Raw genomic sequence first — 12825 nt, 5'->3', positions numbered from 1 at the left:
GAGGCAGTTTGGAAATGCGACTCCTCTCAACACCCTGCTACAGCAGGTGAGATGGGAGTTGTCGGGTCGTGGTGGAGCGACCGACTCCCACGGACGCACCGAGCGTTCGGGTGTTAATTCCAGCCGATCCCTCACGGGGGAGGTCGGGAGGAATTAAATTCGCCTACGGGCGCGGTGCTGACCCAAACCGGTGAAGCCTCGGGGCTTGCCCCGAGGTACTTCACGACAATCAGGCGGCCATCGGGAAGGCGCTCGCCGACGCCACCGTCGACCGAGACGAGCTCTTCGTCACCACGAAAGTCTGGCGCACGAACCTCGAATACGACGATTTCCTGCAGTCGGCTCGCCGGAGTCTGGAGAAACTCGGTCTCGAGACAGTCGACCTCTTGTTGATCCACTGGCCGAGTCGAAGCGTTCCCTTAGACGAGACTATCGAGGCGATGAACGAACTCCAGTCGGCTGGAGACGTAGCCCATATCGGCGTGAGCAATTTCTCGGTGGACCAGCTCGAACGGGCGCGCGAACTCTCCGATACACCGATTCTCACGAACCAGGTCGAGTACAATCCATACACGGACCAAGCCGATGTCCTCGAATACTGTCTCGAGAACGAGATCATCCTGACGGCCTACAGTCCGCTGGCGAAAGGGAAAGTCTCGGACGACGAGACGCTCGCAAAGATTGCAGAGCGCCACGGAAAGACGCCAGCACAGGTTGCTCTGCGCTGGTTACTCCAGCAAGAACGGGTCGCGGCGATTCCGAAGGCATCGAGTCCGGAACATCTCCAGGCCAACCTGGACGTCTTCGACTTCGAACTCACGGACGAGGAGATGACGGAGATATTCGACCTGCAGGGCGGTTTGCTCACGAAACTGCAGCGAGCCCTGGGACTGTAACTCAGCGTTCGCTCACAGCGGTAACAGCGCGGAAGCCCACGAGTAAACTCGTGGGAGAAGCGCGTAAACTCTGTGCGACAATCCACCTCGTCGATTTTAGAATTTGTCTTCAGGAAGTGGGCATCGTTTCTCCAACCATGGATTATCCACCGCTAATTAGACTGTGTGCACGGAACACCAGCCTTCGAGAGAGCTCCCTCTCTCGTCATCACGGGGCGGCTTCGCCGTCTCGAACGCCCCCGAGACACTCGGCCTGCCTCGACCGGAGAGTAAGCAAGGGCAGCAAAATATGAAACGGTGAAACCGGGAGTTAGATATCAGGACAACGACAATCCCCCGATAACTCCTGTCGGGCACGATAAGGTTTGGATACGCCCGACTTTCTCTCGTTACCTCATCGTCTTCACCGAATATTGATACAATAACGAAATACGTAGTATGCGTATCTCTGGGCGAATGTCGAGAGAAAGCCAACACCGAGCGTTAGAATCGGTCGAACAGACTGGACGAGACCCCTGGACAGTGGCGTCCGCAGTTTCCGTCGTACTCGCCCTGTTCGTGTATTTCGTCAACAAGGACAGGGAGATGGGGATCTTCATCGGCCTGTGGGCACCCACTATCCTCGCCTTCGCTAGTTACTTCAAACAACAGCGAATGTACGAGGCGATGAACCGTCTCCTGGAACGGGAGGGAGTCATCGACCGAGTGGAGAAGATCGTACAGGGCCGGTAGTCTGCGCCCGCTACGGAGAGCGGGAAACCCTGAAAGGCAGTCCCCGCTTTCCCCCTTAGCTTCGCTCAGATCTGTAGCGCGGGGACTCCCCATCCGCCATCGGTAGAAGAGTTCAGCTATCGACGTTCTTTCCGCACAATAATTCCTTGAAAGCGAGAACCGACACCTGATATTATCCTTCCGGGTGACGAAGAACGGGTATGAACACACTTCGCAAGTCGGTCGTGAGTCTGTTCGCAGGAGTCCTCGCCTTCGCTATCGTCGGCGTCGGCGTTACGGAAGCCCTCGCACCGCACATCTGGCCCTCCGCGATGCTGGGGCTACCGGCCGGACTCGTCGCCGGGCTGGTCGCGCTTCCGCTCACGTATCTCGGACTGACCTACCGGACGGAACGCCGAGCGACCGGACGGGCGTCCGCACGAACGCGGCGTCGACTCCGGACGGTCGCCGGGGCGACCGTCGGCTTCGTCGTCGGCGGCGGTCTCGCGATGGCAGTCGTCTGGACGCAGGCCATTGGACTTGCGACGGCGATAGTGTTCGTCGGCTTCCCCGTCGCGTTCCTCTCGGCGATCGTCGCTGGTTATATCGCCTTTCGCCGGAGCCCCGTGGACCGACAGCCACCGAGCTCGCCGATGCAGTAGTCACCTACAGTTATATAAATAGTTTCTCCAACCTTGGACTATCCACCGCTAATCAGACTGGGTGTACGGAATGCCATCCCTAGGAGAGAGGTTATCGAGACAGTTCCACGGGGGTTCGATGACGAGTCGCCGAGCGGCCGTGCAGTCGCGGACTCGGCTGACGGCTACGAGAGAGAAATCCGAACAGAACCAGATACAGACAGTTTCCAAGGTTAGGCAAACCCAGAGACTGTGCCAACCTTGGACGGTTGGTTCGGGATACCCATCTGAGTTCTGACTATTCAGATCGCGATGGTCGAACGGTTGGATTCGACTGAAACGCCGAATGATAGCACGAGCGCCACGCTGAGCGGGCATGGGCCCCGCTGTTCAGTGGACGTACTCAAACCTATTTTCCCACTCCAAGGCTGTCATCGTGACTGTTCAGTATCAGAGGCGGCGACGAACTCCAAGGTTGGACCAGCCGAGAACGTAACAGAGCGATTCTACAGTTGACATCCTCCTCTGCGTTCACGCAGAGGAATCCCGAGCGGTGGGAGTTTCAGGTCTGCAACCAGGGACGCCGCCACTTCACGGGAACTCGTTTCACCCAGTCGTCGTGGTCGGTGGCTGTCTGGCGGTGCCAACCCGCCGGTACCCCTCTCCTTCATCGTATTCGGACTCTTCGTGTTATTTTTGCCACAGAGAGTCCGGCAGACTTCAACGGACTCGGAGGTATCTTCGAGGCTTTGCTCAACCGACGGGCACGAAAGACGAACCCTTCGAGGATTCGTGTTCACTGCGTCGGCGTTTCGGATATTGTCTCATTAGTGGCGGGTAGACCGCCTCCGAAGGTCGTTCGGAATCCGCTCCGTTCCGACCTGAGCTTGCTCCCTGCGACAAAGTGGCACTACTTGGACATCGCGGAGTGGAAACTCTGGAGTGCTATCGAGCGGTAGATTGTCTCGAGTAGTGTCAGAGTCATCCTGCGGCTACAGCCGCAGGTATTCTCCTTGATTCTGTATAAGCAAGGCGAGTGCCTCGGGGTCGTTCGAGACGGCTTTGCCGTCTCGTGATGACGAGAGAGCGGCGCTCTCTCAAACCCACTTGACCCCGAGGTACTTCACAGGGGTTTCATCGGATTACGCCATACCGGCTCTGTTGAAACCCTTGGAAACGGACAGGGATGTCGTGCTGAATAGAGAGGGTATCGTCAGCACTACGATATCGCTTCTCGCAGCTTCTAGTCCTCTCTTGCTGCTGGAACCCACATCCCAGTATCATGGTTGAATTCTGGACAAAAACCCTTTTGCTACGTTTTCATCAATAGCGATTGATGGCAGATAGTCGCGATATTGCGGTCCTCTACGTCAATGACAATGCGGAGCTTCTGGAGTTGGTCAGCAGACAACTGACGAATGACAGTGACCGTCTCAGTGTAGTAACAGCGGAGTCTGCCGATCGAGGGCGTGAGATACTCGACTCGGAAACCATTGATTGCATTCTTTCTGACTACCACATGCCCGACCGTACTGGCATCGATTTTCTCAGAGGCGTCCGCGAAGACTACCCTGACATTCCGTTCCTGCTCTTTACCGAAACTGGGAACGAGACGGTTGCAAGCGAGGGTATCGAAGCCGGCGTCACGGACTACGTCATTCAGGAGACTATCGGGAACCAAGCGCCGTTGCTCGTCGATAAGATTGTCACGTATGTTGAGCACCGCCGTTCGCAGCAGGTAATCAAGGAAACCAACAAGCAGTTACGAGAAATCGTTGGCGTCGCTGATCAAGCCTTCTGGGTGTTCTCGCCAGATTGGTCAGAGTTGCGGTTCATCAACGATGGTCATGAAGCTATTTTCGGGCAGTCTATCGAGAATATTCGGGCCGACCCGCAGTCGTTTCTCGACCAAGTACATCCGGGAGATATCGACCGCGTTACCCTTGCGATGGAGCGTGCTTCGGCCGGCAAATCACAACTTGTTCAATATCGTATCAACAAATCTGGCACGGTCGAGATATGGGCCGAATCGCGGTGTAAACCAGTCACCAATCAGTCCGGGAATGTCGTCTCCTTAGTTGGTATAACGCGGGATATCACCGACCGGAAGATGAACCAGCAGGAACTGGTCGAAAAAATCGACCAACTGGAAGAATTCACATCGACCGTTGCACACGATCTCCGAAATCCGCTCAACGTCGCTGATGGGAACATCCGTATGGCGGCGATGGAGTATGAGAGCAGACAGTTAGAGACAGCACTGGCGGCTGTCAGTCGCATGGATACACTCATCGAGGAGCTGCTCACACTCGCGAAAGACGGTGAGTTGATCGGCGATCGAAATCATATCGAATTCGCCGAGGTGGTAACGACGAGCTATGAGAACGTCCGTGCGCCGGGGAGTTCGCTCGAAGTTACTGGAAGTATGCTCTTAGACTGTGATTCGGCCCGTCTTTCACAAGCCTTCGAGAACATCATCCGGAATGCCGTCGAACACGGTTCCAGTGATGCATCGCTCACCGCAGGTGTGCTCTCGGAGGAGCGGGGAGTGTACATTGAAGACGACGGACCGGGAATTTCAGCAGCAAAACGTGACCGTATTTTCGACAAGGGATACACGACGCATAAAGACGGGAGTGGGTTCGGATTGGCGATTGTCGACCGGATTATCTCCGGACATAGCTGGGAAATCGATGTCACGGAGGGTGAAACTGGCGGGGCACGCTTCGAGGTGCGCGTGGCTGACTGAGCGATTAAAAAGAGTCTGTAGTCGACTCGCGCACTATACTGTCCGATTTTGCCACCGACATTTGAGGACCTCTCTGTGCAAGATAGACGCCCTGTAGTGAGCAGCTCGCCCATCTGAAAGCGGGAAGTGACTCTGTACGAGATGTGCGCGCTGTCTCTTGCACGGATATCAAACCCTCTTGTCGAATTGGTGTCTCTCTCGCTGGATCGCTCAAATAAGCCGTGCACCCTTCACGTCGGGTCACTGTGACTTCCTCCCACGAGTAAAGTCGTGGGCTTCCCGAGGTTCTTATGTTGCTCCCGTCAATTCGGATGGTTGGGAATTTACGGTTTGTTGGACAGTCAGCCACTGGGAAAGCCACGTCCCCGTTACTCCTATCCTCGCCGTGAGGACTTGGAGATATCTGATTGTTTAACGACTGTCGGAGTGGTCGGCTTACGTTTTGATTTCGGCTACGAACCGTGGCAAACACCGAGCCAACTGCCAGTTCTCCACTCACACCACTCAATACGGTGGTTTGTGACTTACTAGGTCGGATTCATCCCACGACTGCAGTCGTGGGTTTTCTCCTTGACTCTCTATAATTGGATATCTTCTGCCTCTCACTCGCGCTGTTTGGACTGCTATTCGTTCGATTGGCAACAGACGCAGGCAAAGAGATGCAAACCGGGGGCGCGTTCCGAGCGCACGTCCTCAAGCCAGCGGTATTATTCAGCCTGTTCGGCCACCATCTCTCGGACCTGTTCGAGCGTGAACATCGCCGTACAGCCCGGCGAGTCGATGCGGAACTCGCTCGCTGGCGTGCTCTCGGCGTACGTTTTCTCGACACGCGGCTCGCCTTCCAGCGGGTCGTTCAGTGCGCGTAACACACGGTGGGCCTCCGAATGAGACATCGTTATCCAGATAGCCTCGTCGGGGTCACAGGCGGCCATCTTATCGAAGTCCTCCGGGACGGCTCGACGGAGGTCGTGATTGACTCGCTCTGCTTCGAGCGTGACGACGACGCGGCCCTCTGCGTCGAGACCGACGGCATCGATGCGGTGACGGTCGTACTCGTCGGCGGCTTCGACGAGTTCCTCCGAATCGCCGCCCATCGCGCTCGAAGCGGGGACCGCTGTCTGATCGCGTTCGTCGAGTTCGAAATACGGGACGACTCTTACGACCGAGGAGTCAGGGTCGTTTTCGTATTGACTCACTAGGTAGCGACGACCGACTTCGACCGCGAGGACGTGCTGGCTCGTCTCCTCTAAGTCGCCTTTGCCGTGGCCGTAATCGATACCCTTGCGGTAGTGCTCACCGATGAGTGACCTGCCCGCGGGCGTCACCGTATACAGTCGATGGGGGCGGTCCGTATCGTGTGTCAGGAGCCCGTCGTCGATGAGGTCTTGAATCGCCTCGCTCTCGATGCCGAGGTACTCCTGCAATCGGAGCATACTATCGTAGAGGAGGTCGTATTCGGGTGGGTCATAGCGCAGTTGCTGGGCGTTGTAGACCGCTTGGAGAAACATGAGTTGTCTATCGGAGAACTCACTGACATCGCGTTCCCCCGTCGAGAGCTTGAGATTCACCTCACAGATGGGAATGTCGTCGGGGTCGACCCTATCCAGTGACGCACAGCACTCGATAGCTCGAAGCATGCCCGCACTGTCCGGGTCGTAGCGGCTCTCACAGCCATCACAGACGAGGCCGTGTCGCGAAGCGTCGTAGAGTACCATCGACGGCAATCGGTTCGTGTAGGGAAGCGCGCTGTCGGCGCGAATCGGCACGCCCTCGTCTTGGCCGACCGCACCCTCGGCCGGACTCGGTTCGATCAGTCGAAGGCCAGCCGTAGTTACGACGTTCTGGTGAGCCATCGTTAGTGCTTCCTCGAAGCCGCGACGCTGCGGCGCCATCGTCGACGCCGGATGGCCGCAGGGCGGGGGAAGCGACCGAGCCGTGAACGGAGTGGGTTCATCCGTATCGAATTCGGCGGGCAGGGAGACGAACCACTGGCCGCGACGGAGCGCCCGGAGTCGGTTCCCTACCTCTCGGGCATCCATCTCGTCGGTGGCCAACCGTCGGGTGAGTTTCTCGTCGACCGCGACGTTACCCGTGACGATGGTCGAGACGTTGTTCAGGACCTCCTGATAGGCCCGCTCGCTCGACTCGCGGAGTTGGGCAGGAAACTGCATCGCCAGGGTAAGCGCACAGTCGAAGCTCCGGGATTGGGAGAGAAGCTCAGAGAGCAGCGAGGAGACGGCGATGCTCGCGGCCTCCTCGATGTAGACGTTGACCAGCGGACGAGTGCCGTCTTCGGTGCCCATCGTCTCGTCGCCCGTCATCGCGTCTTCGCTCGCCGATGCGTTCGGATCCTCGGCATTCATCGACCCACGGGCACGCCGTTTGAGCGCCGACCAGAGATTCGAGAGAACCAAGAGAGCAAGCGCACGCTGTGCCTCGCTCCGCAGTTGCCCCGTATCGAAGATGATGACGACGTCTTCGTCGAGATAGTCCACGAGGTCGAAGTGCGGGTCGGTGCTGTCAGTTCCTCTTTCGGGAACGTGATTGAACAGCCGAGCCAATCGCGGGTCGACGGGCACCTTCTCGATGCGATTGGCCACCCCCTGCATGATCTCGTCGAACGTTCGCGCCCGGTTGGCGACGACGCCAGCAAGCATGCGTTCGAGGTCGCCATCAGAGACTGGCGGGGCGGTGTTCCGGTCGTGCATCTCCTGGATCGCGCCGTGGAAATCGCGATGACTGAACGCGTCCGCACCGCTTACGGGGTCGAACATCGCTTTGACCATGTAGCGGATGATGTCGGGCGAGCGAACCGCCTGCTCGAAGCGGTCTCGCCCCATCAACTGGATCAGTATCTCGATGTAGTGTTCGACCCTGTCCTCGACGGCCGTGGTTCGAGCGATGCCCCGATCGAGTTCGTCCCGGATATCGAAAAACGAGAAGGCGGGCAACAGCTCGGCACAGTCGAAATAGAGGACGTCCTCGAGCGTGCCGTAGCGCTCGTAATGTGCCTGCATGTACTCGAGAGGCATCCCATCGCCTTTCGGGTCGATGAGGATATCCGCACCGTCCGTGGCCTCGTGGTTGTCGAGCATCGCCGTGACGAGACTCGTCGACTTGCCCGACCCGGTCTTGCCGAACCACGCCAGGTGGAGTGACTGTAGCGTCGGCGGCAACGAGACGGGACTCGGGTCAGGTGCGCTGTCCTGTGTCAGCGGATGGCCAAGCGGGAGCCCCGGTCCATAATATCGATCGAGTTGTCGTTGCGGGGGGTGGGCAAGCGGTTGTCGGTCGACAGGGGTGGCATCGGCGAGACGACGGCCAGCCGCGGTGAGTTTCGCGCCGTCGAGGAGGCAAAAGCCCCCGACCTCGCTGGCGTCGGCGACGAGTGTCGGACTTCGGGAGACACTCCACGGCAGTCGGTTGGCCAGTCCGTTCGCTCTCGTTCGGAACGTTCGTTCTTCGATTGCCCGTCGAAGGGCTGTCGTGTCGTCTCCGCTTCTCACTCGGCCCGCTATCGTGTAGGTCGTGTGTCCCACCGGCCCGAACGCCGTTTCGAGGTCTCGCGCGATGTCAGTTGGCGTCCGCCCCATTCGTCCATCTCCAGGATCGCTCCCGACGAACGCTCTGACGTTGACCTCGAAGGAGTTCCGTGGGTCGCGCTCGTCGAGTTCCGCTAGTCGCACCTCGTCCGGTTTCGTACGGATGGACTCGGGATCCTCCGGCCGGCCGAACACGGCATTGGTGAGCGCCCCACCGAGCGTGTCGCTCCCCGACTCGATGTCGAGCCGGCGCATCTCGAGGTCTGTGGACCAGTCGGGCTTTCGCCGACAGAGTACCTGAAAAACTACGGGAGCGGGACTGTTCGCAATCGTCTCGACCACACCCGATAGCGGGATGCGGTCGTCGTCGCTCTCGTAGAACGCTTCGAAGGGCGTGAGTCTGGTCTGCCAGTCTTTCGGGTGCTCACAGCGGCGCTCGAACTCGATGGCTGCAGGTGGTTCCGTCTGTGTGTTTGTCGAGCTGTCGTCCTCCAAGGCTTCGAGGATTCCAGACAGCAACCCTTTCCTGCTCTCTCTAACCCGTTCGAAGGCATAGCTCTCGGGAAACAGCCCTCGCAAGACGCCTTCGAGCGAGTCGAGCTGCGAATCGGGATCGACGCTCACGTAGTACGCCAGGCGCTCGCTGTCGCCGACCAACAACCACTCGATGAGAGGAGCCTGAGCTGTCCCCAGAAGTCCGCTGAATCGGCCTGTAGACTGTGTTTCGAGTCGATGGAGTCGACGCAGTTGCCGCTCTATCCCCACTGGATCGAGCGCCTTGGTTGCAGGCTGTATTCGCACGTAGGTCTGAGTGCTCTCGGCTACGACCGGGAGGTCGCTATCGGTCGGTGGAACGGTATCGGCCATCTACACTACACTGATTGGTCTCCGACGCTCGCAGGCGAGATAGTCGTTATTGCACCTGTCGGACGGTTGTGCACATCTGGATATCAGTACCGAGAGTAGTACGAGAAGGGATTTGGGTACACCATATGGCGTACACCCAGTGGGATTTGTAGGATGACCTCAAATGGGTATATATGTCTCGTGAACGCCGAGTGACGGATTCACCGCCCACCCGAACGGGTTCAAGGCCGAGTTCATGGACAAGCCCCACTCTCCACGAGCGAACCCCCTCAGGGTGAGCGAACTAGGGTGGGGTAGTTGACCAAGCGCACGGTCTGGAAGCGGTGTAGTCCCTGAACAAGACACTCGCCAGTTAGCATATTCGAGACCGTCAGCGGGTTCAGCTTTGTAGAGAAATCGTGATTTCGGAAATCGCGATTTCTATTCCATCCTGCCGCTCGCATGATGGTTGGCACTTGACCACGGCGGAGAGGCTGTCACAAGTCGTCGAAGTCATTCAAGAACCGTCGTAATAGTATTGTATACTCGGTCGTATACAGTGCGTATGAGCAAGAGCATTCGCGTCGATGACGACACTCACGAGGCCTTAGCCTCGTTGAAAGGTGAGGATGAGACGTTCGACGAGCTTCTCTCTAGACTCATTGCAGAGCGACGTGATAGCATCCACGAGGGGGCTGGCCTCTGGGAGGGAACTGACGCTGCCGAAGGTGCCCGAAACGCGCGTACAGAGATGAAAGACAGCGTCGGTATTCGATGACAGTTTACGATAGTAGCGTCCTCATTGAGTACCTTGACGGTGATTCGACAGCCGTAGAGTACGTGAAGCGACACGCCGACGAGCGTGCAGTCGCACCGCCGTTAGTGGCGTTCGAAGTCTATCAAGGAGAGGTGTTCAAATCCTGTCCCGCTGACTTCGATGCACTCGATTCTGCATTGGAGTGGGTCGTCTTTCTCGACGAAACGCTCGATCTTGCCCGTGCCGCTGCAGAACTCCAGAACGAACTTCATCGACAGGGCCAGGCACTCTCTCCCCGTGATGCGTACATCGCTGGGACTGCTACAGCTCTCGATGAGTCACTCGTCGTCGCAGATGCCGATTTCGATGTCGAGGGGCTTACCGAACTTCTCGACGTCGAGTTCTTAGCGTGATATCTTTCACCACGAACTAGCTGAGCCACCTCGATACTGATACTTTCTGTACAGTATCCCATCATTTCGCTTTGTCGGAGAAATAGGTCATATCGAGAGGGTGTGTCAAGGGGGGAGACCGCTCGAAAGCCCTCGGTGCGTTCGCGGCCGCTGTGTGACATCTCCTCGCGCCGCTCGGAGAGGGGCCACACAGCGACTCCCGAGCGCGAACGTGGCGAGCGCACCTCGCCCTTTCAATCCACCAGGAGAGCGGCTGTGTCGGTCTCTGCGTGGCTCGTCCCGCTCGCCCGGCCCGACGCCCGAACCGCGACGGCGAACGGCCGTTCGCCGCGCTCCTCGCTCGCCCTTTCGGGACGCCAGCACCAAGCGCGCGTTCGGCCCTCGCTGCGCTCGGCCGCGAAAACGGCTTGCGTGCTGGCCGCTCGGTCGGGCTGGCCGGCCGCGCGTGACTGGGAGGTCCTGCCGATGGCACGCGCCGTTCGCGCCCTCACGGGCGCTCACGAAGGCGCGAACGGCGCGTGCAGACGTGTCTGTCTGGTCGGTTGTGAGGAAAACCGCGATGTAAGGGTCGCGGTTGTCGGGCGTCGTGAAACGCCTTCGGTGGTTGAACACCAATGTCTAGTAAGCGCACTATCGGTAATGAAGTTTCGGTGGATGTACAGGCGAACGAACGGATTCCGGCGCGATTCGAGGTGGTCGAGGAGACGCCCGAACTGCGGCCCTCTGTCGAACAGGAGAGACAGGGAACCGTCGATACGAACCACTACGAGGCGGTCGGACGGGGGCTGACCTTAGAAGCGGAAGAGCGGTTGGCAGCACGCGAGACGGAGATCGGGCGGACGCGAAGCCGGTGGGACCACAGACAGGGTTCGGATAGAGAGGCCCGGACGAGAGATAGCGTCGAAGCGGGGAACCGAGACCGACGACGAGCGTTCGGAAAGCGAGCGGCGAGCGTGGATCCGTGGGCGGACCCGGACAGAGTGGACCCGCGGTCGGAACTCTCCAGAGCGGAGCTGGCGAGCGTGAATCGGCAGGCGCGGCGTATCAGCGAGCGAGTCGGAACGGGGGCAACGGCGGCGGCGCTCTCGAAGCGATTGGCTCAGCGGCTGGCAGACGGTGCGGACATCGTGGATGCGTCGGTCGACGTAACGGAAGCAGAGTGGCTCGGCCGTGGAACGGTGGTTCCGATAGCGAGACTCGGTGACGTAAAGCGTAACGAGGTGTGCATCGAAGGGCGAGTGACGAAACTCTGGAAGCCGAGCCATCCAGCTATTCGGCAGGTCGGGCTCATCGAAGACGAGACGGGGACGACGAAGTTCACGTCGTGGATGCGGTCGGAGCAGACGCTGGTTCGAGAAGGCGAACGCGTGCGGCTGCGGTCGGTCGCGACGAGTTGGTACGAGGGACGCGTCTCCGTGGCGCTGACGGGCTGGAGTTCTATCGAGTTCCCCGAACGCAACGTGCGGCTGTAAGGCCCGATACGGGCTTCTTTTTTCTCGTGCCAGTCTCCTCCCCAGCCGTCGTCCTCGCTACGCTCGGACGCCCCTCGCGCGCGGTCACGGCCCACGGGCCGTTCCTCGCACGCGCCGACCGCTGCATCGAAGTGGATGAAGTCTTCTGGGAGCGGTGTGAGAGCCGGCTCATGTGAAATTTTGCGTGAATTGTGGAATTTGTGGGCGCTGCCACAGACACTCTGTGCAGTGCATTTATATCAGAGTTCACTAACGCCGCAGAAACCTAGGTCGATGTGTTGTGAAAGTGCTACTGTTGCACGCACAACCAGCAACGACCTGATTAAGCGCTTAACAGGAACACACCTGCAGAGGTGCTGACGTACTATGAATAGGTGTCGTCGAACTCGCGCTCGCGGCGCATCAGTTCCTCGACACCATATTCGAGGATACCACGTCCCATCGCAGTTGGTCGATAGTACGTATAGAAGCCCTGACTATCAGCGGTTCGTCGCTGGCGCTTATCGACGAGTCCGACGTCGACCAGTTCGTCGAGGTGATAGTGGAAATTATGCGATTCTACGTCGACCGCGGATTTGAGTTCGGCGGCACTCAGTTCGGTTGGCGACGAGCGTGCGGAAGAGACGAAACCGCGTCGTGTGACCGATCGCCTGTTGCATCGCGAGATACTCTTCGAGGGTTAGCCCGCTCTCCTCAGGGAGTGGCGGCTCCGGCTAGCGAACGTCGTCCGTAGAGCGGCGGTCGGTTTCGACCATGTGAATGCCTCGAATGGGAATTGTCGTGCTGCGTACTTAGACG

General features: G+C 58.7%; 9 protein-coding genes and 1 pseudogene. 8 read left to right on the top strand and 2 right to left on the bottom strand.

All coding sequences use genetic code 11. The features are described 5' to 3' along the window. The first annotated feature begins 239 nt into the window (after positions 1-239). The 4 genes from EGH23_RS17725 to EGH23_RS17710 all read left to right on the top strand — a co-directional run bounded on the left by EGH23_RS17725 (position 240) and on the right by EGH23_RS17710 (position 4997). Positions 240-896 carry an aldo/keto reductase gene (locus EGH23_RS17725; protein WP_220581315.1) on the top strand — a complete coding sequence of 219 codons (657 nt, stop codon included), beginning with the start codon at positions 240-242 and terminating at the stop codon, positions 894-896. Between the two features lie 522 nt (positions 897-1418). Beyond that, entirely contained in the window at positions 1419-1628 is a 210-nt protein-coding gene (locus tag EGH23_RS17720) for a hypothetical protein (RefSeq protein ID WP_220581309.1), read from the top strand. A gap of 200 nt (positions 1629-1828) precedes the next feature. Continuing rightward, positions 1829-2269: a DUF8147 domain-containing protein gene (locus EGH23_RS17715; protein WP_220581308.1), complete on the top strand. Its 441-nt coding sequence runs from the start codon at positions 1829-1831 to the stop codon at positions 2267-2269. Between the two features lie 1315 nt (positions 2270-3584). Further along, positions 3585-4997 carry a sensor histidine kinase gene (locus tag EGH23_RS17710; protein WP_220581307.1) on the top strand — a complete coding sequence of 471 codons (1413 nt, stop codon included), beginning with the start codon at positions 3585-3587 and terminating at the stop codon, positions 4995-4997. Between the two features lie 707 nt (positions 4998-5704). Here EGH23_RS17710 and EGH23_RS17705 read toward each other — a convergent pair. Next, positions 5705-9406: an ATP-binding protein gene (locus EGH23_RS17705; protein ID WP_220581306.1), complete on the bottom strand. Its 3702-nt coding sequence runs from the start codon at positions 9404-9406 to the stop codon at positions 5705-5707. A gap of 544 nt (positions 9407-9950) precedes the next feature. On the opposite strand from EGH23_RS17705, the gene EGH23_RS17700 reads away from it, so the two are divergent. The 4 genes from EGH23_RS17700 (at position 9951) to EGH23_RS17685 (ending at position 12203) form a co-directional block, all read left to right on the top strand. Continuing rightward, positions 9951-10163 carry an antitoxin VapB family protein gene (locus EGH23_RS17700; RefSeq protein ID WP_220581305.1) on the top strand — a complete coding sequence of 71 codons (213 nt, stop codon included), beginning with the start codon at positions 9951-9953 and terminating at the stop codon, positions 10161-10163. Next, on the top strand, positions 10160-10555 hold the full coding sequence (locus tag EGH23_RS17695; RefSeq protein ID WP_220581304.1) for a PIN domain-containing protein: 396 nt from the start codon (positions 10160-10162) through the stop codon (positions 10553-10555). The genes EGH23_RS17700 and EGH23_RS17695 overlap by 4 nt, the downstream gene beginning before the upstream one ends. 614 nt (positions 10556-11169) lie before the next feature. Continuing rightward, the gene (locus tag EGH23_RS17690; protein WP_220581303.1) at positions 11170-12027 is read left to right on the top strand and encodes a DNA-binding protein; all 858 of its coding nucleotides are present in this window, start codon (positions 11170-11172) and stop codon (positions 12025-12027) included. Positions 12028-12053: 26 nt separating this feature from the next. Then, the gene (locus tag EGH23_RS17685) at positions 12054-12203 is read left to right on the top strand and encodes a hypothetical protein (RefSeq protein ID WP_220581302.1); all 150 of its coding nucleotides are present in this window, start codon (positions 12054-12056) and stop codon (positions 12201-12203) included. 188 nt (positions 12204-12391) lie between these two features. Here EGH23_RS17685 and EGH23_RS17680 read toward each other — a convergent pair. Next, a pseudogene (locus EGH23_RS17680) lies at positions 12392-12782 on the bottom strand (winged helix-turn-helix domain-containing protein). Positions 12783-12825 lie beyond the last annotated feature (43 nt).

The organism is Haloarcula nitratireducens, from assembly GCF_019599505.1.
This window is presented reverse-complemented; position numbering and strand designations above follow the sequence as displayed.

Bases quoted from the DNA above. Each gene is read 5' to 3' on its own strand.
- EGH23_RS17695 (WP_220581304.1), top strand. From the start codon at position 10,160: ATGACAGTTTACGATAGTAGCGTCCTCATTGAGTACCTTGACGGTGAT.
- EGH23_RS17710 (WP_220581307.1), top strand. From the start codon at position 3,585: ATGGCAGATAGTCGCGATATTGCGGTCCTCTACGTCAATGACAATGCG.
- EGH23_RS17705 (WP_220581306.1), bottom strand. From the start codon at position 9,406: ATGGCCGATACCGTTCCACCGACCGATAGCGACCTCCCGGTCGTAGCC.
- EGH23_RS17715 (WP_220581308.1), top strand. From the start codon at position 1,829: ATGAACACACTTCGCAAGTCGGTCGTGAGTCTGTTCGCAGGAGTCCTC.
- EGH23_RS17700 (WP_220581305.1), top strand. From the start codon at position 9,951: ATGAGCAAGAGCATTCGCGTCGATGACGACACTCACGAGGCCTTAGCC.
- EGH23_RS17690 (WP_220581303.1), top strand. From the start codon at position 11,170: ATGTCTAGTAAGCGCACTATCGGTAATGAAGTTTCGGTGGATGTACAG.